This is a genomic window from Streptomyces sp. R11, from assembly GCF_041051905.1.
Taxonomy (GTDB): domain Bacteria; phylum Actinomycetota; class Actinomycetes; order Streptomycetales; family Streptomycetaceae; genus Streptomyces.
This window is the reverse complement of the sequence record NZ_CP163432.1, coordinates 6551544-6575165: the sequence shown is the minus strand read 5'-3', so window position 1 is coordinate 6575165 and position 23622 is coordinate 6551544. Positions and strand designations below refer to the sequence as shown.

Genomic DNA, 23622 nt, shown 5'->3' with positions numbered 1-23622 from the left:
CTGCCCGGCACCCGCCCGGTGTCGCAGCCCCACCACTCGCCCCGGCTCCCATCCCGTCTGCCCGATTCGGCCGGCACTCGCAAGCGGCCCCTGCTCCGTCCCGGAGTCATAGCGCCCCCCACCGGAGGCACCTCCTTGAAGGGCCGCCGGTGGTTGCTGCTCGCCTTGTGGCCCTGGCCCTATCCATGTGGGCGGGCGTCGGCGCAGCCGGGGCGGAGTGGGCCGAAGGCGGCGCCCCGAGCGGAGTCGGGAAGCCCGCCCGGCGAAGCGGAGGGCCCCCGCTCGGTCAGAGCGGGGGCCCTCAGGTACGTGCATGTACGGACGTCAGCCCGAGCCCACGAACAGCACCATCAGCAGCCACACCACCGGCGCCGTGGGCAGCAGCGAGTCCAGTCGGTCCATGATCCCGCCGTGGCCCGGCAGCAGCGTGCCCATGTCCTTGATGCCCAGGTCCCGCTTGATCATCGACTCGCCGAGGTCACCGAGCGTGGCGGTGGCCGCGACCGCGAGGCCCAGGAGCAGGCCCTGCCACCAGGTGCCGTCGTCGATGAGGAACTGCATGCACAGCGCGCCCGCCACCATCGCGAAGCTCACCGCGCCGAGCAGGCCCTCGCGGGTCTTGCCGGGGCTGATGCGCGGGGCGAGCTTGTGTGTGCCGAAGCGCCAGCCGACGGCGTAGGCGCCGGTGTCGCTGACGACCGTCAGGAGCAGGAACGTCAGGACCCGCCAGGGCCCGTCGTCGGCGGTCAGCATCATCGCGACGAACGTCGCCAGGAACGGCACGTAGAACGCCGCAAAGACGCCCGCGGTGACGTCCTTGAGATAGCCCTCCGGCGGCTCCGTCATCCGCCAGACCAGCACGGCCAGCGAGGTCAGCGCCATCGCCGTCCAGGCGCCCTCGGCACCCCGGGCGTACCCGGCGACCACCATGGCCGCACCGCCGAGCGCGAGCGGGACGAGGGGCGCCTTGATGCCCTTGCGCTCCTCGAGCCGCTTGGTCAGTTCCCACAGACCCACGACCACGGCGACCGCGACCACACCGACGAACACGGCCTTGACGACGAACAGCGACGCGACGATCACCACGCCGAGCCCGACAGCGACCCCTATGGCCGCACCCAGGTCGCGCCCCGCGCTCTTCTTCTGCGGCGGGGGCGCCGGCTGCGGGGAGTCGTGCATGGGCTCCGGATTCTGCTGCGCCGCCTCGGAGGGCCGCGCCTGCGACGTGTCGTACGGCCGCGCTCGGGGCGGCTGTTCGCGGAACAAGGGGCCGCTCAGCCGAGCGGCCCCCCGATCGTCATCCTGGTCTCCGCCATACGCGGGTACGTCGGGCACGATGGGCATGGGGCGAGTCTGCTGCGCCTCAGGCGCATCGTACGCGGGACCCGCCGGGGCAGCCCCTTGGACAGGTCCACGCGCGGTGGTCCCCCAGTACCCGGCCTGCCCGGCCTGCCCGGCTGGTGGCGGCGCCCCCCAGGAAGAGTCGTTCATCAGACCTCGAGCAGCTCGGCTTCCTTGTGCTTGAGGAGCTCGTCCACCTGAGCGACGTACTTGTGCGTGGTGTCGTCGAGCTCCTTCTCCGCGCGGCGGCCCTCGTCCTCGCCGATCTCGCCGTCCTTGATCAGCTTGTCGATGGCGTCCTTGGCCTTGCGGCGGACGGAGCGGATGGACACCTTGGCGTCCTCGCCCTTGCCCTTGGCGACCTTGATGTAGTCGCGGCGGCGCTCCTCGGTGAGCTCGGGGAACACCACTCGGATGATGTTGCCGTCGTTGCTCGGGTTGACGCCGAGGTCGGAGTCGCGGATCGCCTGCTCGATGTTGCGAAGCGCGCTCTTGTCGAACGGGGTCACGACCGCCATGCGCGGCTCCGGCACGGAGAACGAAGCCAGCTGGTTGATCGGCGTCGGCGCACCGTAGTAGTCGGCCACGATCTTGTTGAACATCGCCGGGTGCGCACGGCCGGTGCGGATCGCGGCGAAGTCCTCCTTGGCGACCACGACGGCCTTCTCCATCTTCTCCTCGGCCTCGAGGAGGGTCTCTTCGATCACCACTTGCTCCTGCGTGTCTTGAGTAGGCCCGGCTGCGGTTCCTCGCTGAGGCGGCGGCCGGCTGCGTCGCGTCTTCTTCCTGCACGGTTCCCGACCGGCAGGACATTGTCCATCCCCCGGTCAGGGTCCGTCCCGTCCGTCCCCCGGACGGGCTTGTTGTCGGAGCGTCAGCCCCGACCGCCCTGCTCACCCACAAGCGTGCCGATCTTCTCACCCTTGACGGCGCGCGCGATATTGCCCTCCGCCAGAAGCTCGAACACGAGGATCGGGAGCTTGTTGTCGCGGCACAGCGTGACGGCGGTCGCGTCGGCGACCTTGAGGTCGCGGGTGATGACCTCGCCGTAGCCGAGGGAGTCGAACTTGACGGCGTCCGGGTTGGTCTTCGGATCGGAGTCGTAGACCCCGTCCACGCCGTTCTTGCCCATCAGCAGCGCCTCGGCGTCGATCTCCAGGGCGCGCTGCGCGGCGGTGGTGTCGGTGGAGAAGTACGGCATGCCCATACCGGCGCCGAAGATGACCACACGGCCCTTCTCCAGGTGCCGTACGGCGCGCAGCGGGATGTACGGCTCGGCGACCTGGCCCATGGTGATGGCGGTCTGGACCCGGCTGTCGATGCCCTCCTTCTCCAGGAAGTCCTGGAGGGCGAGGCAGTTCATCACGGTGCCGAGCATGCCCATGTAGTCGGAGCGGGCCCGGTCCATGCCGCGCTGCTGGAGTTCGGCGCCGCGGAAGAAGTTGCCGCCGCCGATGACGACCGCGACCTGCGCGCCGTCGCGCACGACGGCCGCGATCTCGCGGGCGATCTTGTGCACCACGTCCGGGTCGACGCCGAGGCCCCCGCCGCCGGAGAAGGCCTCTCCGGACAGCTTCAGCAGGTACCGGCCGCGTACTTTGCCGTCGTCGCTCTTCTGGGCCTTGGTGGTCATCGAGATCCCGCCTTTGTTACGTGGTGCACATACGAAGAAGGCCATTGCCGGTTGGGGTGTGTTTCGCATCCCATGCGCGGCAATGGCCTCCTCGTCAGATCTGCTGTCGTCCGTCACGCGCGCGTGCGTGGTGACGGCGTCCGCGGACGACTGCCCTCGACCCTATCGGGGTCGGGCGCCGATCGCGGTACGGACTCAGATGCCGACCTTGATGCGCGTGAAGCGCTTCAGGGTGACACCGGCCTCGTCCAGAACCTTCTGGACGGACTTCTTGTTGTCGAGCGCGTACGGCTGGCCGAGCAGCGTGGCGTCCTTGAAGAAGCCGTTGAGGCGACCCTCGACGATCTTCGGCAGGGCGGCCTCGGGCTTGCCCTCGGCGCGGGTGGTCTCCTCGGCGACACGGCGCTCCGACTCGACGACCTCGGCCGGCACGTCCTCCTTGGCGAGGTACTTCGGCGCGAAGGCGGCGATGTGCTGGGCGATGCCCTTGGCGACCTCGGCGTTCGGCTTGTCCAGCTCGACGAGGACACCGATCTGCGGGGGCAGGTCGGGCATCGTGCGGTGCATGTACGCGAGCACGAAGCCGTCGCCGTACTGCGCGAAGCGGTCCAGGACGATCTTCTCGCCCAGGTTGGCGTTGGCCTCGTCCACGAACGCCTGGACGGTCTTGCCGGCCTCGATCTCGGAGGCGAGCAGGGCCTCGATGTCGGCCGGGGAGGTCTTCGCGACGTGCTCGGCGATCGCGGTGGCGACGGCCTGGAACTTGTCACCCTTGGCGACGAAGTCCGTCTCGCACTTCAGCTCGACGAGGACACCGGAGGAGTTGTCGTCGGCGATGATCGAGACCACGGCGCCGTTCTCGGCGGAGCGGCCCTCGCGCTTGGCGACGCCCTTCTGGCCCTTGATCCGGAGCGCCTCGACGGCCTTCTCGACGTTGCCCTCGGCCTCGTCCAGCGCCTTCTTGCAGTCCATCATGCCGGCGCCGGTGAGCTCACGGAGCTTCTTGACGTCAGCGGCGGTGTAGTTCGCCATGAGTCTGTGAATCTTTCTCGAAGTCTGGAAGATCGAAGATCTACGGGGTCTGCGGCCCCATGAAGACGGAAGCCGCTGACCTTTCGTCGACCTACGGGTGAACGGCGGGAGCGGACTTCACCGCGCCGGAGGCGCTATTGGGTGCAGTACCGCTCCCGCCGTCAACCCTGACGCTGACGGTGTCAGGCCTGCTCGCCCTCGGCGGCCGGAGCCTCGGTGGCGGGGGCGTCGGCGGCGGGGGCCTCAGCGGCCGGAGCCTCGGCAGCAGGCGCCTCGGCGGCGGGGGCCTCATCGGCGGCCGGAGCCTCGTCGGCCTTCTTCTCGCCCTCGAGCAGGTCGCGCTCCCACTCGGCGAGCGGCTCGCCCGCGGCCTTCTCGCCCTTGTCGCCGGTGGCGACGCCGGAGCGGGCGATGAGGCCCTCGGCGACGGCGTCGGCGATCACGCGGGTGAGCAGGGTGACGGAGCGGATCGCGTCGTCGTTGCCCGGGATCTTGTAGTCGACCTCGTCGGGGTCGCAGTTGGTGTCGAGGATCGCGACGACCGGAATGTTGAGCTTCCGGGCCTCACCAACGGCGATGTGCTCCTTCTTGGTGTCCACGATCCAGACGGCGCTGGGCACCTTCTGCATCTCGCGGATACCACCGAGGGTCTTCTCCAGCTTGGCCTTCTCGCGGGAGAGGACCAGCAGCTCCTTCTTGGTGAGGCCGGAGGCGGCCACGTCCTCGAAGTCGATCTGCTCGAGCTCCTTCAGGCGCTGCAGGCGCTTGTAGACGGTCGAGAAGTTGGTGAGCATGCCGCCCAGCCAGCGCTGGTTGACGTAGGGCATGCCGACGCGGGTGGCCTGCTCGGCGATGGCCTCCTGCGCCTGCTTCTTCGTGCCGACGAACATGACCGTGCCGCCGTGGGCGACGGTCTCCTTGACGAACTCGTAGGCGCGGTCGATGTACGACAGCGACTGGAGCAGGTCGATGATGTAGATGCCGTTGCGCTCCGTGAAGATGAAGCGCTTCATCTTCGGGTTCCAACGACGGGTCTGGTGACCGAAGTGGACGCCGCTCTCCAGCAGCTCCCGCATCGTGACGACGGCCATGGCCGTTCTCCTTGAATTTCTCGGTTGTGCCGCGGATGCCGGACGGCTTCCGCGCCTGACGCCCACATGCGCCGTGCCACAAAGGACCGAGAGGCGCTGATACGGACCGTCTCCGGTTGTCGTATCGGGGCGTGCGAAGTCGACCCGGTGACCCGGATCGCCAGAAGAAGTGTACGGGACCCGCGAGGCACCGGGTGACGCCGCTGTCCACAACCCGGGAGTTATCCACAGATCCCGGCCATGATCTGCGGGAGTGGGGGACGGTTCTCGCATGCGAGCGAAGCAATGTGCGGGGGCGGCGAGGGCCACGAGGGCCCCGATGACGGCGCGGACGGCCAGGACGGTGAGGACATGCGGGCGGCTGGTGGTGCTGTTGCTCCTGACCGCGACCGTCCTGCTGTCCCCGGCACCACGACTGACCCCGACCGCCACGAGCGCCGGCGCCGCGTCGGCCCCGGACCCCACAGTTCCGGCGGTCGGCCGAGCATGGCCCGTGGGGTCACCCCCGCCGATCCTCCGCACCTGGGAGCCCCCGGCGACACGGTACGGGCGCGGCCACCGGGGCGTGGACCTCGGCACCCCGGCCGGGAGTCCGGTACGGGCGGTGGCGGCGGGGCGGGTCTCCTTCGCGGGCCGGGTGGCGGGCAAGGGGGTCCTGTCGGTGGAGCTGGCGGGGACGGGGGATCCGCCACTGCGGACGACGTACGAGCCGGTGCGGGCGGCAGTGAAGAAGGGCGCCGAGGTGGCGGCGGGGGACGTCGTGGGGACAGTGGAGGCGACGGGCTCGCACTGCACGGGAACGTGCGTGCACTGGGGTCTACGCAGAGGCGACACCTACCTGGACCCGCTGTCACTCCTGCCACCGGCGCTGCTGCGCAGGGGGCCGTCGAGGCTGCTGCCGGTGTTGGGGGTGCCGCTGCCGTCGTAGCCGACCCGTTCGTCCTGGACAGCGGCGCCGAGACGCGCCCAGCAGGCAGAAGCGCGTAGCTGCCGGAGTCGTGCCGATGAGGCTGCTCCGAGCTCACTGATGCTGCACCCCACCAGCATCGGGCCACGCCCAACCCGCCCTCGTCCCGGCCCACTGAGGCGGCGCCCGCAGACCTCGGGCCACGCCGAACCCCGACCTCAGCCCGGCCCACAGAACCGGCACGCCACCGTCATCGTGCCGCACCCAACCCCGACCTCAGCCCGGCCCACAAAGGCGGCAACCGCCCACGTCGGGCAGGGGTCAACCCCGACCTCATCCCGGCCCACAAAGGCGGCAACCACCCACGTCGGGCAGGGGTCAACCCCGACCTCAGCCCGGCCCGCAAAGGCGGCAACCGCCCACGTCGGGCAGGGGTCAACCCCGACCTCATCCCGGCCCGCAAAGGCGGCAACCACCCACGTCGGGCAGGCGTCAACCCCGACCTCAGCCCCGACGCAGGCGCCTCCCAGCACCCGGCAGGACATCGACCCCGCCCCCCGCCGGACTCAGCCCCGAACACCCCTCAGCGCCATCGACACAGCCGCCTCCGTGATCGCGGGGGGCTCCTCCGCCGCTCCCAGCTCGATCCGCCGTACAGCCGCGTCCACGACGCCCTGCAACAGCATCGCCGCCAACCGGGGCTCGGCGTGCCCCATCTCCCCAAGCGCCTCGACGATCATTGCGACCAGGCCGCCGTGCGCCGCCCGGATCTTCTCCCGGGCCCCCGCGTCCAGCTCGCTCGCGGAGATCGCCACCACGGCGCGGTGCCGCCGGTCCCCGACCAGCGCGAGCTGCCGCCGGACATACGCCTCGACCTTGCCCTCGGCCGTGACCTCCCGCTCCATCGCCGCCGAGACCTCCGCGGCCCACACGGGAAAGTCGACCTCGCACAGCTCCTCGACCACGGCGGCCCGCGACCGGAAGTACTCGTACACGGACGACCGCGCGAGCCCCGTCCGCTCGGCAAGGGCAGGGAATGTCAGCGCGTCCGTCCCGCCCTCGGACAACAGGGATCGAGCCGCGTCCAGCAGGGCGGCTCGCTGCATCGACCGGTGCTCGGCCACGGAGGCCGCTCGAATCCTTGGCACGTCAACCACTTTACGGACGCACCCGCGCCGACGGGAGTCTCTCCGGCCAACCCGACACACGTCCCGCCAGGTCAACGACCGAAGCCGGCCAGTTTCGCCCGCAGCTGCAGCACCGACTTGGTGTGGATCTGACTCACCCGGCTCTCGGTCACGCCCAGCACGTTCCCGATCTCCGCCAGCGTGAGCCCCTCGTAGTAGTACAGCGTCACCACGGTCTTCTCGCGCTCGGGCAACGTGTTGATCGCCCGCGCCAGAAACCGCCGCAGCTCCCGGTCCTCGGCGACCTCCACCGGGTTGTCCGCGGCGGTGTCCTCCAGGGTGTCCATGACGCTGAGCCCGTCGCCGCCCTCGCCGCCGACGTGCAGCAACTCCTCCAGCGCCACCACGTTGGCCAGCGACAACTGGCTGAACACCGAGTGGAGTTCGTCCACCGCGATGCCCATCTCGACGGCCACCTCCGCCTCCGTGGGCGTGCGCCGCAGCCGCGCCTCCAGCGTCGCGTAGGCCCGCTCGACGTTGCGTGCCTTCTGCCGCACCGACCGCGGAATCCAGTCCAGCGCTCGGAGCTCGTCGATCATCGCGCCCCGGATCCGCGTGATCGCATACGTCTCGAACTTGATCTCCCGGTCGATGTCGAACTTCTCGATCGCGTCGATCAGCCCGAACACCCCCGACGACACGAAGTCCGCCTGCTCCACATTGGGCGGCAGGCCGACGCTGACGCGGCCCGCCACGTACTTGACGAGCGGCGAGTAGTGCAGGATCAGCTGCTCGCGCAGCCGCTCGTCCCCCGTCGACTTGTACGACCGCCACAGCTCGTCGAGTGTCGAGGGAGCGGGCGGCCGCACGCTGCCACCGTCACGGGCGGCTGGGGGGATCGCCGCCCGGTCGGACCCGGAGGTGTGCTGGGGCATTCGTTGCCTTGTGCCGTTCTGCCGTGAAGTGGGGGTGCCTGGGGGAGCAACCGGTCGGATGTCGTTCTGCTGCCGTTCTGGGGTCGAGGTGCCGGTCTGCGCCGGAATCCTCGTGAGCGTAGCGTGACTGAAGTGTCGCGGTGCGCGAAGGACGGAGCGCACGCCGTACGCAGATACGTTCCGCTGGACGCCCCGCAGGGTCATACCGGTCGCTCTACGTGATCACTCGAACACCCCAACTGGGGGAATTCTCAAGGCCGTCCGTGTTCCCCCGTACGGCCGAACACGCTCGGTCAGCATCCACTCCGACCGGCGTGAACGGACATCATCGCCTGGCGTGTCAACTTCCAGCTGTCGCCGTGTCGTTCGACGTAACCAAGTGAGCGGAGTTCGTACAGTCTCGCGATCGCGTCGTCCTCGGTGGTCTGCGCCCCGCGCGCGACCTCGTCCGCTCTCGCCGCGCGCCGGCCGGGTAGCGCCGCAAGGACTCTGCGCGCCCGGGGCTCCAGCAAGTCGCGCGGGAGGACGGGCCCGCGCCGCTCGGGCGCGAGCTCTCCCATGTCGCCGACGAGTTCGACGACCTCGGCGGCGTCGGTGACCAGGACGGTGTCCCCGCGCAGCAGTTCGTGCACGCCCGCCGAGAGGCCGCTGGTGGCCGGGCCGGGGACCCCCATCGTGTGACGTCCCAAACGCTGGGCGGCCCGGGCGGTGACCAGTGAGCCACTGCGGTGGGCGGCCTCGACGACGACCGTGCCCCGCGTCAGGGCCGCGATCACCCGGTTCCGGACGATGAACCTGCTGGGCGTCGGATGGTCCCCCGGTGGCAGCTCCCCGATCACGAGCCCCTGTTCCGCGATCCTGTTGATCAGCTGGGTGTGCCCGCGCGGGTAGGGCCGGTCGACGCCGCAGGCGAGCACGGCGACGGTGGCTCCACCGGAGCCGAGGGCACCGCGATGAGCGGCACCTTCGACCCCATAGGCCCCGCCGGACACGACCACCCATCCCCGCTCGGCGAGCCCGCCGGCGAGCGTGGCCGCCATGTGTGCGCCGTACTCGGTGCAGGCGCGGGCCCCGACGAGGGCCACGGACCGCAACGCCCACATCCGCAGGCTGGCCCGCCCGCGCACCCACAGCCCGAGGGGCCGGGCGTCCCCGAGGTCGTCGAGCTGTCCCGGCCACTCGATGTCGCCGGGGTACAGAAACCGCACGCCGGCCTCCCGGGCGACGGCAAGGTCCCGGTCGGGCTCGGCCCGCAGACCCCGGGCCCGCAGCCCGTCCCACCGCTTGTAACTCACCCCCGGCAGGGCCTGCGCCCCCTCCCGTAACCGCCGCACGACTTCCCCCACGCCGTACTCCCGCACCCACCGCCCGGCGACCTCGTCCCCCGGCTCGACGACCCGGCTGAGGAAGACCCGGCCGAGCAGTTCGTCGTCCGGATGCTCGGTGCCGGTCACGTGAGCGCCCCGATGGCCATCGGCACGCCGCGCGGCACACCGGTGCGCAGTTGCAGGGCCAGTGCGACGTCCGTCGCGTCGGGCCGGTCGTGACCGACCAGGTCGGCGACGGTCCAGGCGACCCGCAGTACGCGGTCGAGTCCTCGTGCGGTCAGTACGCCGCGTTCCAGGTTCCGTTCCGCCTCGTCCATGGCGCCGATCGCCGCGTACCAACGGCTGCGCAGTTCCCGTCCCGGGATCTCGCTGTTGGTCCGCCAGGGGGTACCGGCGAGCCGGTCCGACGCCCGCTCGCGAGCCGCGCGGACCCGGTCAGCGACGGTGGCCGTGGATTCGCCCCGGGCCCCGCGCTCGGTCAGCTGGGCGCGCGTGACACGGTCCACCTCGACGCGGAGGTCGACCCGGTCGAGCAGCGGTCCCGACAGCCGCACCTGATAGCGGCGGATCACCGAGGGCGGGCACTCGCACAGGTCGCCGGTCTGGGAGAAACGGCCGCAGGGGCAGGGGTTGGCCGCGAGCACCATCAGGAACTTCGCCGGGAAGCGCACCACTCCGGCGCTGCGTGCGATCACTACATGCCCGGCTTCCAGCGGCTGCCGCAGGGCGTCGAGGGCGTGGCTTTTGAACTCCGGTGTCTCGTCCAGGAAGAGGACGCCCCGGTGGGAGAGTGACACCGCACCGGGCCGGGCAATGCCCGCGCCGCCGCCGACGAGCGCCTGCATGGTCGCCGAGTGATGCGGTGCGCAGTAGGGGGCCACGTCGATCAGGGGCTTGCCCGGGGGCAGCAGCCCCGCCACCGAGTGCACTGCCGTGACCTCCAGCGACTCCTCCCTGCGCAGCCGGGGCAGGATGGCCGGCAGCCGCTCCGCGAGCATCGTCTTGCCCGCGCCGGGCGGCCCCTCGAGGAACAGGTGATGCCCGCCCGCCGCGGCGACCTCCACGGCCGTACGCGCCGAGATCTGGCCCACCACATCGGCGAGGTCGTGCCCGTGGTCGGGCTCGGTGGCGCCCATGCTGTGCATGCCCGTGGCCGCGCCCGTGCCCGGCACCCGCAGGCCCGCGAGGAGTGGGTCCGGGCGGCCCTGTTCCTCCGGTTCCTCGTCGGGCACGGGTTCGTCCGCGAGGACGGCGATCAGCTGGCGCAGACTGCGCACGCCGAGTACGGACACGCCCGGCACCAGCGAGGCCTCGGCCGCGGCGCATTCGGGGACGACGACCTGCTCGTACCCTGCGTCCGCGGCGGCCAGCACCGCGGGCAGGATGCCCCGTACGGGACGCACGCGCCCGTCCAGGCCCAGCTCGCCGATCATCACGATGTCGGCCAGGACCCGTGGATCGATCCGCTCGGCGGCTCCGAGGACGGCACACGCGACGGCCAAGTCGAAGCCGCTGCCCGCCTTGGGCACGGATGCCGGGCTGAGCCCGACGGTGAGCTTCTTCTGCGGCCACTCCCCGCCCGAGTTCACGACGGCCGCCCGTACCCGGTCACGGCTCTCCGACAGGCTCTTGTCCGGCAGCCCCACCAGGGTGAAGGCCGCCACTCCCGGCTCCAGATCCGCCTGGACCTCCACCACAACGCCCTCGACGCCCACCAGGGCAACCGAGCACGTACGCGCGAACCCCATCTCAGGCCACCCCTCGCGCGTGCTCGACCACGGGCGCGCCGCGGCCGGGCAGGACCACGCCGACGAGGTCGATGCGGACGCCTCCGGGTGGAGCCCCGCCATGGGCGTGGATCCAGTGTTCCGCGAGGCCGCGCAGGCGTTCCGCCTTTTCCGGGGTCACCGCGGCCATCGGATGCTCGAAGGCACCCGTCCTGCGGGTCTTCACCTCGCAGACGACCAGCACATCGCCGTCCCGGGCGACGATGTCGATCTCTCCGGTCCTGCCACAGCGCCAGTTGCGCTCCAGGACCGTCATCCCGGCCTCGACCAGCCGTCGTGCGGCCAGCGTCTCTCCGTACCTGCCCAGTGCGCTGCGTGCGCTTCCCTTGCTCGTGCTCATGTCGGCACCACCTCCGGCGCCAACGATGAGTGCAGCTCAGCGAGCTATTGGATCTTGGTGGACAAGTCCGCGACTGTGGACAACTTCCTCACCCCTGCGAGTGAACCTCAGCCGCTCGGGAGCTCGAGATCGCTCTTGTTGAGCTCCTCGATGTTCACGTCCTTGAATGTGAGGACCCGAACCTGCTTCACGAACCGGGCCGGCCGGTACATGTCCCACACCCAGGCGTCCGCCATGGACACCTCGAAGAACACCTCACCCTGGACCGAGTGCACCTGCATCTCGTAGTCGTTGGTCAAGTAGAAGCGCCGCTCGGTCTCGATCACGTACTTGAACAGACCGACGACATCGCGGTACTCCCGATAGAGCTTGAGCTCCATCTCGGTCTCGTACTTTTCGAGGTCCTCGGCGCTCATGGCATGTTCCCCTTCAGCCGTGCGATCCCACCATTGTGCGCCAGTCCCGTCCGCACCTAGACAATTTCGGGGTCAAGGGTCACGGGCCCAGCGGGGGGACCTTCGTCGAGCAGTGTGCGCAGTAGCTCGGCGAGTCTGGTCGGATACACCGTCTCATGTGCCTGGGCAAGTTCCCGACACGTCCACCAGCGTGCTCCGGCGACGCTGCGCCGCTCCAGTTCGGTGAGGCCCATGGCCCGGGTCGCCGTCTGCGTCGTACGGGCCAGGTAGTACCACTCGTCCTGGTCCCAGCGGCGGCCCGCGAACGGGAACGAGCACATCCGGTGCCACAGCACGGGGCCGAGCTCGACCTCCGTGATGCCGGTCTCCTCGGCGAGTTCCCGCAGTGCGGCCTGAGCACGGCTCTCGTCGCCCTCGACGCCGCCTCCCGGGGTGAACCACCAGTCGTCGGCCGGATCCTCCGGCTCATGGCCGTGCAGCAGCAGAATGCGGTCCTGCGGGTCGAGGAGGACGACGCGGGCGACCTTGCGCAGTCCGCCGTCGTACGAGTCGCCGTACGGCCCGTTCCCGAGGCCTGTCCCGCCGTACGGCCCGCTCCCCACGCCCGTCGCCTCAGCGGGCACCCGCGGGCTCCGTACGGGTCTGGGAGCGCTTGCTCATTCGTTTCGCGATCGGGCCGTAGGCGCCGCCGGCCAGGACGAGCACGCCTCCACCGACGATCAGCGCGACCATCGTCCGCAGCGGCCCCGGCGACGACAGTGAGCCGAGCTGCTCGAAGCTCGCGGCGGGCTCCAGCATGCCGTCCATGGGCCAGACGACGGCGTCCACGCGGGCCGACACGGCGCTGCGCGCCACGGTGCCCTTGGCGGCGTCCGTGAGGTGGGCCGTGGAGTCCAGGGAGCCGCTGCGCTCGTCGCCGAGCAGGAAGAGCCTGTCCTTCGGCACCGTCACCGTCGGGAAGTTCTGGAGCTCGGCCAGGCCGTCCTCGGCCAGGTAGGGCTCGTCGATCTGCTTGCCGTTGACGGTCAGCTTGCCGTCGGTGCAGCAGGCGACCGTGTCGCCGCCGACGGCGACCACGCGCTTGACGACGGGTGCGTTGCTCACCCAGGTCTTGTCGGTGAAGACGACGACGTCACCACGGCGTACCTCACCGCCGTCGACGCGCTGGGCCAGCACCCGGTCCCCCGCGCCGATCGTCGGCGCCATCGAACTGGTGGGCACGGTGTACGGCCGGTAGACCACCGCTCCCCAGGCGAACCCGGCCAGGAACAGCACAAGGCCGAGGGCCACCGCCAGTCCGGACACTATTCCGCCCGGATCGGCGCCCGACTTCCCCTTGTCACGTCCAGTGCTGCCCACATCCACTCCCATCCCACAGTCCGCGCCCGCACCCTATCGCGGCACGAAAAAGGGACCGTGGTGGTCTTCGCGAGATCCTGAATCTCGCGAAGACCACCACGGTCACGGTAGGCGTCAAAGAGGAAGATCAGGCCGTACCGCAGCTCCAGTAGCCCCAGTAGCCCCACTCTCCGCTGCGGTACTCACCCGCGCCCGCCTGCATGCAGACCCCGGTGCCCTCGGCATAGCTCTTGTTGACCGTCACCGGAGAACCATCCGCACCGTTCGGGTTCCAGATGGCGAAGTCATAGCCACCGTTGGACTGGTAGGGCGCGACATCCACCTTCACCACCGCTGACAGGCCCTCCGCGCACTTGTCGTACACGGTGAACACCTCACCGTAGGACGCGAAGTGCGCGGCGGAAGAGTTCGGACAGCCCGTCTTGGCGCTCGCCCCATACACCGTCACGTCCGTTGCCGCCAGGGCCGGCGAGTTGGCAAGCCCCACCAACGCAACCCCACCGACCAGTGCCCCAGCAAGCCGAAACTTCTTCACAAGACCCCCAAAGTTCAACTGATACCAGCGCCCGAATGCGGCTGGTCCCAGGAGAGGCGAGACCCCCCTGGGACCAGCTCACAGTGGAAGATCAGGCCGCGCCGCAGCTCCAGTAGCCCCACGCGTTCGAGCCCGTTTGCCCGCTGGAGTACTCACCCGATCCCGCCTGCATGCAGACGCCGGTTCCCTCGGCGTAGCTCTTGTTCACGGTCACCGGGGAGCCGTCGGCCGAGTTGGGGTTCCAGATGAGGAAGTCGTACCCGCCGTTGGACTTGTAGGGCGCGACATCCACCTTCACCACCGCGGCCCAGCCGTCCGCACACTTGTCGTACACGGTGAACGTCTCACCGTAGGACGCGAAGTGCCCGGCGGAAGCGTACGAGCAGCCCGCCTTGAAACTCGGTCCGTACACCGTCACGTCCGTTGCCGCCAGGGCCGGCGAGTTGGCAAGCCCCACCAACGCAACCGCACCGACCAGTGCCCCAGCAAGCTGAAACTTCTTCACTAGACCCCCACAGTTCAACTGATCTTTACCGCTCGAACAAGATCGAAGATTAGCAACAGGCACCCAGAGAGGGGAACAAGTATCCGAATGTGACCATCTCGTGATGTCGCGCTCGGAGAAAAGAAGGGGCCCCAGCGGTGGGATCTCGCGTCCACCTCTAGGGCCCTGGGAGTCGGCGTTGTGATACCGAGCCGTCTTTGTCCGGCTATTCAGCAGCGCTGGCGGAAGTCCGGGCGGGCCGGCGCCGCCACAACGCCAGGGGGACAACGCCCGCGAAAGCGACCGTATGCACCGCGTCGGACGGCGTCGCAGCGGCGGCGGCCTGTTGGTCGAGCCCCGGCTGGTCGAAGGTGTCAGGCACGGGCAGCGTGTCCCAGCGGTCGATCGGCCAGGCCTTCACGATGGCGCGTCCAATGACTTCCTCGACCGGGACCATGCCGTGGTACTTCTCGCCCTGGTTGTAGCGCGAGTCACGCGAGTTCTGTCGGTGGTCGCCCATGACCCAGAGGTAGCCCTGAGGAATCTTGACCTTGAACTGACCACCCGAGTCGTCGTTCGAGCAGGGTGTGTTGCCGGGGTACACGTACGGCTCGTTCAGTGCCTTGCCGTTGACCTTCAGCGGACCGGTCCCCTGGCACTCAACCGTGTCTCCACCGACCCCGATCACGCGTTTGATCAGGTCCTTCTCCTCCACCGATGGCATCAGGCCGATCCAGCTGAGGAACGTCTGCAATGCGTTGGGATCCGGGGTCGGCTCGCCCCTGAGCCAGTTACCGGGGTCGTGGAACACGACGACCTCGCCGCGCTCGGGCTCGGAGCCGAACCAGGGGGTGAGCTTGTCGACCAGGACGCGGTCACCCTGCTGGAGGGTGTTCTGCATCGAGTCGGAGGGGATCGAGAACGCCTGCACCAGGAACGTCTTGATCAGCAGCGCGAGGACGAGCGCGATACCGATCAGGATGGGCAGCTCCTTCCAGAAGGAGCGCTGCTTCTTCGACTGGGGGGAAGCCCCGCCCGACCCCTGACCGTCGGTCGGCGGCCGCCCGCCGGACCCATCGCCGTCGCCGGCCGCTCCGGGGTCATTCCCGGAGGTCACGGCGCCGTCCGCGGCCGGGTCGGCTGCTCCCACGGGGCGTCCGCGGTGCTCCTCGCCGTCGTGCCCGGATCGTGCGCCAACAGCCACATCCCCCACGCCAACTCCTCACTCTGTGCCGCTGCCTGACCGAGAGACGGTGCAGGCCCACCACTCCCATAACGAGCGGGAGTTCCGCAGGGCTCGGGAGCTGAATCGTTCCGATCGATTCGTCGGAAGCAACCCTATGCGACTGCTGGGCGGCCGCGGTCGACCCGGTCGCCGCGTCGGACACCGATGCGTAAGTTTTGGGTTCCTCGAGTGAGTTCCAGTGACCGAAGGGCCAGGCGATGACCATGGCCCGTCCCACGACCTCGGTCTCGGAGACCGTGCCGCTGTAGCCCTGGTTCTGGTGCACACGGGAGTCCGCGGAGTTGGCGCGGTGGTCGCCCATCACCCACAGCCGGTCCTGCGGGACTGTGATGTCGAACTCCGTTTTGGAGGGGGCGTTGCCGGGATACAGATAGTCCTCGTTCAGGGGAACGCCGTTGACGGTGACCCGCCCTTGCGCGTCACAGCACTTCACGCGGTCACCGCCGACGCCGACGACACGCTTGATGAGGTCCTTCTCGTCCTCGGACGGCAGCAGGCCGATGAAGGTGAGCGCCTGCTTGACCTGCTTGATGACGACGGGGTCCTCCTTCTTCACCGTCGTCTGCTCGTCCTGGAGCCAGCCGCCGGGGTCCTTGAAGACGACGACGTCCCCACGCTGCGGCTCGGAGCCGAACCAGGGGGTGAGCTTGTCGACCAGGACGCGGTCGCCGATCTGGATCGTCTGCTCCATCGAGCCGGACGGGATCACGAAGGCCTGGACGAGGAAGGTCTTCAGGACCAGCGCTATGAGGACCGCGACGCCGACGAGGAGGGGTATCTCCTTGATCGCGGAGCGCCTGCGGCGGCGCTTGACCTTGCGCTGGAGCTTGCGCCGCTCCGCGCGCGTACGACCGCCGGCGGGGCTGGCGGCGCGCCGGGAACCGGTGGGCAGCAGATTCTCGGCGGGGCTGCTCGCGACGCCACGCGGTTTGCCACGGTTACCCATGCGCGCCCTCCGCTGCGGGCACGCGCGCATAGGCGTCCGGACGGTCCAGGCGGGTCCAGTGGGCGGTCGGCCATACGATCCAGTCGACGCGGCCGATGACGTCGTCGAGCGGGATCATGCCGCCGCCGGGCGAGCCGAGATGGTCGCGGGAGTCGCTGGACTCGCTGCGGTGGTCGCCGAGGACGAACAGGGTGCCGTCGGGCACGACGACGTCGAAGGGCACCGTGGACGGGCTGTCACCGGGGTACAGGTACGTCGTCTCGTCGACCGACCGGCCGTTCACCTGGATCCTCCCCTCCTTGTCGCAGCAGACCACGCGGTCTCCCCCCACACCCGCAACGCGCTTGACGTAGTCCGCGTCCCCGAAGTACCCAGTTCCGTCGAACACGACAACATCGCCGCGTCGCGGCTCGGCACCGAAACGGTACGCCAACTTATTTACGAGAACGCGGTCGCCGATCCTCAATCCGGACTCCATGGATCCGCTGGGAATCTCGAACGGCCGTAGCACGAACGTGTTGAGCAGCAGCAGAAAGACCAGGAAGACCAGCAGGGTCAGGCTGATCCGCCCGCCCGGGACCCACTCGGTGATCCGCGACACCAACGCGAAGCGCGACCGGCCCTCCTGTCCCTCGGTGTCCGAGATCGCCTCGGAGTCGGAAGGGCGGGAGGAGCGGTCGCGCTCCGTCGGCTGTGCTTCGGTGTCCATCGGGGCCAGATGTTATCCGGCCCCGCTCGGGACCCCGCGGGGGCGAGCCCCCGAAAGCGCTCAGTTCTCGCGCTTCTCCTTGATCTTCGCCGCCTTGCCGCGCAGGTCACGCAGGTAGTACAGCTTGGCGCGACGCACGTCACCGCGGGTGACGAGCTCGATCTTCTCGACGATCGGGGTGTGCACCGGGAAGGTGCGCTCGACGCCGACGGAGAAGGAGACCTTGCGGACCGTGAAGGTCTCGCGAACGCCGGCGCCCTGGCGGCGGATCACAACGCCCTTGAACTGCTGCACACGGGAGCGGTTGCCCTCGATGACGCGGACGTGGACGTTGACGGTGTCGCCCGGGCGGAAGGCCGGGACGTCGCTGCGCAGCGACGCGGAGTCGACGGAGTCGAGCAGGTGAGACATTTCGTCTGCTTTCTTCGCCCATGCCACAGGTCATAGGCGGGAGATAGGTTCTTCGTGAGGATGCTGTTCGCGTCGGGGCGGGCGTCGTGTCCCCCTGTGGCAGGGGCGCATGCCGGACGGCGCACAACAGCGGCCTATTCTTCCACGCTCTCGGTCCTGCGCCAAAATCGACCGAACCGCTCCCCCTCGGGGTCGGGCATCCAGCCCAGGATGGAGAGCATCTCGCGGTCCTTCTTGTCGAAGGCCTTGGGGTCGCAACGCTCGATCAGGTCGGGCCGATTGGCCGTGGTACGCCTGAGAGCCTCGTCACGCCGCCACCGGGCGATCTTGCCGTGGTGGCCGCTGAGGAGCACGTCGGGGATGTCCCGGCCGCGCCACTCGGGGGGCTTGGTGTAGACGGGGCCCTCCAGGAGGCTCGCCATCGCGCCGGGCGCGAAGGAGTCGTCCCGGTGGGACTCGGCGTTGCCCAGGACACCGGGCAGCAGGCGTGCCACGGCCTCGGTGATGACCAGTACGGCCGCCTCGCCGCCGGCGAGGACGTAGTCGCCGATGGACACCTCGTGCACCGGCATACGGGTCGCGTACTCGTCGATGACCCGGCGGTCGATGCCCTCGTAGCGGGCCGGCGTGAAGATCAGCCAGGGCCGCTCGGAGAGTTCGACGGCGAGTTCCTGGGTGAAGGGGCGGCCGCTGGGGGTGGGGACGATCAGGCAGGGCCCGCGGGAGCCCGTCTCGTAGCCGTCGGCCAGGACGGAGTCCAGTGCGTCACCCCAGGGGTCGGTCTTCATGACCATGCCGGGGCCGCCGCCGTACGGGGTGTCGTCGACCGTGTTGTGGCGGTCGTACGTCCAGGTGCGCAGGTCGTGCACCTGGACGTTCAGCTGCCCACGCGCGCGTGCCTTGCCGACGAGGGAGACGTTCAGGGGCTCCAGGTACTCGGGGAAGATCGTGACGACGTCGAGCCGCATCAGCCCTCGGCCTCCGCATCGCGGGCCGAGGCGATCTCCGCGTTGTCGTCGATCAGCCCCGGGGGCGGGGTGATGACGGCGCGCTGCTCCTCCAGGTCGATCTCGGTCACGATCGCCTCGACGAAGGGGATCATCACCTCGCTCCCGTCGGGCCGCTCCACGATGAAGAGGTCCTGGGACGGCAGGTGCGAGATCTCGGTGATACGACCGACCTCGATACCGTCCGCGGTCACCACGTCCAGGTCCATGAGCTGGTGGTCGTAGTACTCGTCCTCCTCCTCGGGCAGCTCGTCCGGGTCGACCTCGGCGATGAGGAGGGTGTTGCGCAGCGCCTCGGCGGCGGTGCGGTCCTTGACCCCCTCGAAGCGCAGGAGGAGGCGGCCGCTGTGGACGCGGCCGGTCTCGATGGTGAGCGGCCCGGTGGCGGCCGGGTCGGTGGCCAGGACGGCGCCGGGGGCGAGCCGCAGTTCCGGCTCGTCGGTGCGAACCTCGACGGTGACCTCGCCCTGGATGCCGTGGGCGCGGCCGATCCGTGCGACTACCAGCTGCACTGTGCTTGCTCTCCTGTCATGCGACTGGCCGTACGACGCGTACGACGGCCATGAACCGCCCGTACGACTACGGGCCGGGGACGGCCCAGTGGCCCTCCCCGGCCCGAGCCGGTGCTGCGTTCGGCGTCAGCGGACGTGGTCCACGTCGACGAGGTCGACACGGACACCGCGGCCGCCGATGGCGCCCACGACGGTGCGCAGAGCGCGTGCGGTACGGCCGTTGCGGCCGATCACCTTACCGAGGTCGTCGGGGTGGACCCGGACCTCCAGCACACGCCCGCGACGCAGGTTGCGCGAGGCGACCTGCACATCGTCCGGGTTGTCGACGATGCCCTTCACGAGGTGCTCGAGAGCCTCCTCGAGCATGCTCAGGCCTCGGCCGACGCGGACTCGGCGGCAGCCTCGTCCTTCTTCTCCGCCTTCTTCTTCTGGGTGATCGCCTCACCCTTGCCCTCGTCCTCGCCGCTGAGGGCCTCGAACGTCGGGCGCGCCTTCTTCGGCTCGGCGACGAGCAGCGGAGCCGGGGCGGGCTCGCCCTTGAACTTCTGCCAGTCGCCGGTCTTCTTCAGGATGGCGAGGACGGGCTCGGTCGGCTGGGCGCCGACGCCGAGCCAGTACGCCACGCGCTCGGCGTCGACCTCCATCACCGACGGGTTGTACGTCGGGTGGTACTTGCCGATCTCCTCGATCGCACGGCCGTCACGGCGGGTGCGGGAGTCGGCGACGACGATGCGGTAGTGAGGCGAACGGATCTTGCCCAGACGCTTCAGCTTGATCTTGACTGCCACGGGAGTGGGTTCTCCTGGATTTGACGTGGTTGGGCACGGCGAGATGGCCGCGTGGGGTTGCGGTACCCGAGTGCCCGATGGACGCGTCAGCCGGAGGCGAGAGGGTTCCTGTGCGGCTGTCGAGTACAGCTAGCCATTGTGCCACACCCTGCGGGGGGCTTTTGAGCCGAGGGGCGGGGAGGGCGCCCGGGCATGGCTGAGAGGCACCCGGCGACGGGGATGCCGTCGGGCGGGCGCGCAGCCCGGCGCTGGTGGGGTGCCGTCGATACGGCTGCGCAACGGCACCCCGGCGTCGACGCCACGTACTGGACCGGCAGCCACGAGTTGCCGGTGTCCGACGAGGCGTCGCTACGCCGCTCCGACCACCTCGGGAATCCGGAACGGCTTCCCGCAGCCGCCGCACACGATCGGCGCCTGCGCCAGCACCGACGGGACGACCCGGACGTTACGGCCGCAGTCGCAGACCGCCTTGACGCGGACGCCGCCCCCGGAGGAGCCGTGACGGGCGGCAGGGCCCCGGAAGGTCCTGCTCGTGTCGGCGGAGGTGGCCGCCGTGTGGGCCTTCAGGGCGCGCTGGAGGCGTTCGATGGTCGGGCGGTAGCGGCGCTTGGCCTCGGGGTTGAGCGTGACCAGGGAGAAACCGCTGCTCGGGTGCGGCTCCTCGGGGTGGTCCAGGCCCAGCTCCTCGGCGACGGCGAGGAATCTGCGGTTGTGGTAGCGGCCGGCCCGGGAGGTGTCGCGGACGCCGCGCGCGGCGGCGATGCCATGGACTGCCTCGTGAAGCAGTCGCTCGAAGGAGAGCTCGTGACCGCACGCGGACGACGACTCCCCGATCAGGGACTCTGGCGCGGCGAGATCTGGCAGCTCGGGGTGGTACCGCTGAATGTCGGCCCACGCCTGCGCCAGCTCTGCGGCGAGTACAGGTGGTGTCTGTGTCGTGCTCACGTAATGACAACGAGCCGGAGTGCCGCTGTGTTCCGATTCCGGGGCATCCCAAATAATTTGCACGTACCCGTCAGTTCCGAATGATGCGCCCGGACGAGGGCGGGTGCGCTGATCTGCGGAGAAGCCTCACAGCTCATACCAAGCCGGTGCGTAGTCTGACGTACGCCCCGGCGCGTACGCCCCGTCCACGCGCCGGTGCGACTGTGGTCCGCGAATGCGCAAGAGGCGTTTCGGCCGCTCTCGTTCCACACGGGCGTCGTCTCAGTATGCGCGCGCCACGACGGCGACGTTACCGGGTGCGTCATCGGCGTCCGGGACCGACCCGTCCTCGGTCACCAGACACCGTACGGTCACCGCGTGCTCGGCCAGCCTGGCCTCGCCCTCTTCACCGAGCGTCGCCCACGGGACGCGCGCCCAGCCGCCGGCGACGGCCGCCTCGACGGCCTCCTCGATCGTCGTCACGTCGGTGGTGCGTGACTCGCGGCGCTCGCGGGCCTGGGTCAGCAGCAGCGCCTGGTCCTCCTCGAGGACGACGGGGAGCAGTCGTACAAGATCCTCGATCGCGATCGGCGTCTTGCCGCCGGGGATGCGGCGGGCCAGCATCGCGGTGCCGTTCTCCAGGTCGCGGGGCCCGACCTCGATGCGGACGGGCACGCCCTTGAGCTCCCAGTCGACCGCGCGGCGGCCGAAGGGGATGTCGGTGCGGTCGTCCACGTGGACGCGGACGCCGGCTGCCTTCAGCCGGTCGCCGATCTCGCGGACCTTGGCCAGAACCGCCTCGTCGCCCTTGATCGCGAGGACGACGGCCTGGATCTGCGCGAGGCGTGGCGGGACCCGCAGGCCGTTGTCGTCGCCGTGCATCATCACCAGCGCGCCGATCATGCGGGTGGTCGAGCCCCAGGAGGTCTGCCAGACCAGCTCCTGGGTGCCGTCCTTCGACAGGTACGAGGTGTTGAAGGCCTTGGCGAAGTTCTGCCCCAGCTCATGGCTGGTGGCCATCTGAAGGGCCTTGCCGTCGCCCATCATGCCTTCCAGCGTGAGGGTGTTGACGGCGCCGGCGAAGCGCTCCTTGACGGTCTTGCGGCCGGGGACGACGTCCATCGCGAGGACGTTCACCATGAAGTCCTCGTAGACCGCGCGGTGGATGTGCGCGGCGAAGTCGCGGGCGTCCTCGTAGGTGGCGTGCGCGGTGTGGCCCTCCTGCCACAGGAACTCGGTCGTGCGCAGGAAGAGGCGCGGCCTGAGTTCCCAACGGACCACGTTCGCCCACTGGTTGATCAGCAGGGGCAGGTCTCGGTAGCTCTGCACCCACTTCGAGAAGTAGTCGTTGATGATCATCTCGGAGGTGGGGCGGACGACCGCCGGCTCCTCGAGCTCCTTGCCGCCGCCGTGCGTGACGACCGCGAGCTCCGGCGCGAAGCCCTCGACGTGGTCCGCCTCGCGCGTGAGATACGACTGCGGGATGAGAAGGGGGAAGTACGCGTTCTGCGTGCCCGTCTCCTTGATCCGGGAGTCCATCTCGGCCTGCATCCGCTCCCACAGCCCGTACCCGTACGGCCGGATGACCATGGTGCCGCGCACCGGGCCGTTGTCGGCCAGCTCCGCCTTGGCGATCAGATCCTGGTACCAGCGCGGGAAGTCGTCCGCCCGTGGCGTGAGTACGGGTGCCTTTGCCATGGCGCGATGGTACGGGTCCACGTTGCCGGAATGTGAATTTTGGCCACGAACGCAGGGATCTCACAAGCCGGGCTCCGCGACCCCTGGACGCGGCGACGGGTGCGGAGTTTCCTGGCATACGGGGGGATGTGAGCGCATGTCACGGGGGCCACGGAATCAGGTACAGCGGCAACTCTCGGCGGATTGGGGCGCTTTAGATGACACCTACGCTCGTGCGGCAGCACCCACCTCATGCGGGCTCGACGCCCCGCGTGAACCCGAGTGCACGCGCGCGTGACTGGTCCGAGATCCAGGAGCGGATGCTGGTTCCGCTCTACGAGGCCGTCTACGAGCGAGTGGAAGTGGGCGCCGGCACCCGGGTGCTGGGGCTCGGCTGCGGCAGCGGCCTCGCCCTGCTGATGGCCGCGTCCAGAGGCGCGGCCGTCACCGGTGTCGAGTCCTCCTCCCACGAACGGCTGGCCCTCGCGCGGCAGCGGCTGCTGCCCGAGGCGTGGGGCACGCGCGCGCGTGGCGAGGCCCGGCTCGTGGACGGCTCGCCCGGCGACCTGGCCGCCGCGGCCGACGCGCAGACGCCCGCGTACACCCTGGTGACCGCGTTCGAGCCCATCGGGTGCCTGGCGGGTGACTCGGAAGGGCTCGGTGAGGCGCTCGCGGCCGTGACGCCGCTCGCCGAGCGGGTGGCGCCCGTGGTGCTCGTCGGCTGGGGCCCGCCGGAGCGCTGCGCCACGTCGTCCGTGCTGCGGGTGGCCACCAAGCTGGCCGATCCCCTGCGCGGTACGGGCAGTTGGCGCCCCGCCCGGCGCGACGACCTGGAGGAGGTCGCCCAGCGCGCGGGCCTCAGGCCCGACGGTTCCGGGCGGGTGGCCTGCCCGTTCGGGTACGCGGACGTCGACAGTGCCGTACGGGGGCTGCTGTCGACGGGGCTGTTCGACGCGGCGATCGCGGCGACCGACCAGGCCCAGGTGGACAAGGAGGTGACGGAGGCGCTGCATCCGCACCTGCGGCAGGACGGCACGGTATGGATGCCGAACGTGTTCCGGTACCTGATCGCCCGCGTGCCCTGAGC

The 23622-nt window shown here is 69.8% G+C and carries 27 protein-coding genes; 2 read left to right on the top strand and 25 right to left on the bottom strand.

Annotated features, from left to right (window positions below; all coding sequences use genetic code 11):
- Positions 1-324: 324 nt before the first annotated feature.
- The 5 genes from AB5J55_RS30430 to rpsB all read right to left on the bottom strand — a co-directional run bounded on the left by AB5J55_RS30430 (position 325) and on the right by rpsB (position 5097).
- Positions 325-1491: a phosphatidate cytidylyltransferase gene (locus tag AB5J55_RS30430; RefSeq protein ID WP_369273680.1), complete on the bottom strand. Its 1167-nt coding sequence runs from the start codon at positions 1489-1491 to the stop codon at positions 325-327.
- The gene (gene frr / locus AB5J55_RS30425; RefSeq protein ID WP_062666818.1) at positions 1491-2048 is read right to left on the bottom strand and encodes a ribosome recycling factor; all 558 of its coding nucleotides are present in this window, start codon (positions 2046-2048) and stop codon (positions 1491-1493) included. The genes AB5J55_RS30430 and frr overlap by 1 nt, the downstream gene beginning before the upstream one ends.
- Positions 2049-2215: 167 nt before the next feature.
- Positions 2216-2974: a UMP kinase gene (gene pyrH / locus AB5J55_RS30420; RefSeq protein WP_328422897.1), complete on the bottom strand. Its 759-nt coding sequence runs from the start codon at positions 2972-2974 to the stop codon at positions 2216-2218.
- 195 nt (positions 2975-3169) lie between these two features.
- Positions 3170-4006, bottom strand: a complete 837-nt coding sequence (tsf, locus tag AB5J55_RS30415; protein WP_328878931.1) for a translation elongation factor Ts — start codon at positions 4004-4006, stop codon at positions 3170-3172.
- Between the two features lie 182 nt (positions 4007-4188).
- On the bottom strand, positions 4189-5097 hold the full coding sequence (rpsB, locus tag AB5J55_RS30410) for a 30S ribosomal protein S2 (RefSeq protein ID WP_369273679.1): 909 nt from the start codon (positions 5095-5097) through the stop codon (positions 4189-4191).
- A gap of 319 nt (positions 5098-5416) precedes the next feature.
- Here rpsB and AB5J55_RS30405 point away from each other — a divergent pair, with 319 nt between their 5' ends.
- Entirely contained in the window at positions 5417-6025 is a 609-nt protein-coding gene (locus AB5J55_RS30405; protein WP_369273678.1) for a murein hydrolase activator EnvC, read from the top strand.
- Between the two features lie 545 nt (positions 6026-6570).
- Here AB5J55_RS30405 and AB5J55_RS30400 read toward each other — a convergent pair.
- The 20 genes from AB5J55_RS30400 to proS form a co-directional block, all read right to left on the bottom strand.
- Positions 6571-7128 (bottom strand): TetR/AcrR family transcriptional regulator, encoded by a 558-nt coding sequence (locus tag AB5J55_RS30400; RefSeq protein WP_369276341.1) that lies wholly within the window; start codon positions 7126-7128, stop codon positions 6571-6573.
- 95 nt (positions 7129-7223) lie between these two features.
- Positions 7224-8066: an RNA polymerase sigma factor WhiG gene (whiG, locus tag AB5J55_RS30395; protein WP_369273677.1), complete on the bottom strand. Its 843-nt coding sequence runs from the start codon at positions 8064-8066 to the stop codon at positions 7224-7226.
- Between the two features lie 293 nt (positions 8067-8359).
- Positions 8360-9520, bottom strand: coding sequence for a DNA-processing protein DprA (dprA, locus tag AB5J55_RS30390; RefSeq protein ID WP_369273676.1), 1161 nt, complete (start codon positions 9518-9520; stop codon positions 8360-8362).
- Positions 9517-11142, bottom strand: coding sequence for a YifB family Mg chelatase-like AAA ATPase (locus AB5J55_RS30385; RefSeq protein ID WP_369273675.1), 1626 nt, complete (start codon positions 11140-11142; stop codon positions 9517-9519). The genes dprA and AB5J55_RS30385 overlap by 4 nt, the downstream gene beginning before the upstream one ends.
- Before the next feature lies 1 nt (position 11143).
- Positions 11144-11521, bottom strand: coding sequence for a YraN family protein (locus AB5J55_RS30380; protein WP_328422909.1), 378 nt, complete (start codon positions 11519-11521; stop codon positions 11144-11146).
- 107 nt (positions 11522-11628) lie between these two features.
- Positions 11629-11937 carry a DUF2469 domain-containing protein gene (locus AB5J55_RS30375; RefSeq protein ID WP_003993268.1) on the bottom strand — a complete coding sequence of 103 codons (309 nt, stop codon included), beginning with the start codon at positions 11935-11937 and terminating at the stop codon, positions 11629-11631.
- 56 nt (positions 11938-11993) lie between these two features.
- The gene (locus tag AB5J55_RS30370; RefSeq protein ID WP_369276340.1) at positions 11994-12539 is read right to left on the bottom strand and encodes an NUDIX hydrolase; all 546 of its coding nucleotides are present in this window, start codon (positions 12537-12539) and stop codon (positions 11994-11996) included.
- A 10-nt stretch (positions 12540-12549) separates the two neighbouring features.
- Positions 12550-13296: a signal peptidase I gene (lepB, locus tag AB5J55_RS30365; RefSeq protein WP_369273674.1), complete on the bottom strand. Its 747-nt coding sequence runs from the start codon at positions 13294-13296 to the stop codon at positions 12550-12552.
- A gap of 127 nt (positions 13297-13423) precedes the next feature.
- The gene (locus AB5J55_RS30360; protein WP_369273673.1) at positions 13424-13783 is read right to left on the bottom strand and encodes a hypothetical protein; all 360 of its coding nucleotides are present in this window, start codon (positions 13781-13783) and stop codon (positions 13424-13426) included.
- A gap of 139 nt (positions 13784-13922) precedes the next feature.
- Positions 13923-14288, bottom strand: a complete 366-nt coding sequence (locus tag AB5J55_RS30355; RefSeq protein WP_369273672.1) for a hypothetical protein — start codon at positions 14286-14288, stop codon at positions 13923-13925.
- A gap of 253 nt (positions 14289-14541) precedes the next feature.
- Positions 14542-15528, bottom strand: coding sequence for a signal peptidase I (gene lepB / locus AB5J55_RS30350; protein ID WP_369273671.1), 987 nt, complete (start codon positions 15526-15528; stop codon positions 14542-14544).
- Complete coding sequence (gene lepB, locus AB5J55_RS30345; RefSeq protein ID WP_369273670.1) at positions 15416-16507, bottom strand: signal peptidase I; 1092 nt, start codon at positions 16505-16507, stop codon at positions 15416-15418. The genes lepB (AB5J55_RS30350) and lepB (AB5J55_RS30345) overlap by 113 nt, the downstream gene beginning before the upstream one ends.
- Complete coding sequence (gene lepB / locus AB5J55_RS30340) at positions 16500-17216, bottom strand: signal peptidase I (protein WP_369273669.1); 717 nt, start codon at positions 17214-17216, stop codon at positions 16500-16502. Before lepB (AB5J55_RS30340) ends, lepB (AB5J55_RS30345) begins: the two co-directional genes overlap by 8 nt.
- 60 nt (positions 17217-17276) lie before the next feature.
- Positions 17277-17627 carry a 50S ribosomal protein L19 gene (gene rplS, locus AB5J55_RS30335; RefSeq protein ID WP_328422921.1) on the bottom strand — a complete coding sequence of 117 codons (351 nt, stop codon included), beginning with the start codon at positions 17625-17627 and terminating at the stop codon, positions 17277-17279.
- A gap of 134 nt (positions 17628-17761) precedes the next feature.
- Positions 17762-18595 carry a tRNA (guanosine(37)-N1)-methyltransferase TrmD gene (gene trmD, locus AB5J55_RS30330; RefSeq protein ID WP_369273668.1) on the bottom strand — a complete coding sequence of 278 codons (834 nt, stop codon included), beginning with the start codon at positions 18593-18595 and terminating at the stop codon, positions 17762-17764.
- Positions 18595-19146 (bottom strand): ribosome maturation factor RimM, encoded by a 552-nt coding sequence (gene rimM / locus AB5J55_RS30325; protein ID WP_369273667.1) that lies wholly within the window; start codon positions 19144-19146, stop codon positions 18595-18597. Before rimM ends, trmD begins: the two co-directional genes overlap by 1 nt.
- A 126-nt stretch (positions 19147-19272) precedes the next feature.
- On the bottom strand, positions 19273-19512 hold the full coding sequence (locus AB5J55_RS30320) for an RNA-binding protein (RefSeq protein ID WP_003973401.1): 240 nt from the start codon (positions 19510-19512) through the stop codon (positions 19273-19275).
- A gap of 2 nt (positions 19513-19514) precedes the next feature.
- Positions 19515-19934: a 30S ribosomal protein S16 gene (rpsP, locus tag AB5J55_RS30315; RefSeq protein ID WP_328878942.1), complete on the bottom strand. Its 420-nt coding sequence runs from the start codon at positions 19932-19934 to the stop codon at positions 19515-19517.
- A 348-nt stretch (positions 19935-20282) separates the two neighbouring features.
- Positions 20283-20879: a hypothetical protein gene (locus AB5J55_RS30310; RefSeq protein ID WP_328422929.1), complete on the bottom strand. Its 597-nt coding sequence runs from the start codon at positions 20877-20879 to the stop codon at positions 20283-20285.
- Between the two features lie 261 nt (positions 20880-21140).
- Positions 21141-22556, bottom strand: coding sequence for a proline--tRNA ligase (gene proS / locus AB5J55_RS30305; RefSeq protein WP_369273666.1), 1416 nt, complete (start codon positions 22554-22556; stop codon positions 21141-21143).
- A gap of 197 nt (positions 22557-22753) precedes the next feature.
- Here proS and AB5J55_RS30300 point away from each other — a divergent pair, with 197 nt between their 5' ends.
- On the top strand, positions 22754-23620 hold the full coding sequence (locus tag AB5J55_RS30300; protein ID WP_369273665.1) for a cyclopropane-fatty-acyl-phospholipid synthase family protein: 867 nt from the start codon (positions 22754-22756) through the stop codon (positions 23618-23620).
- Positions 23621-23622: the final 2 nt, after the last annotated feature.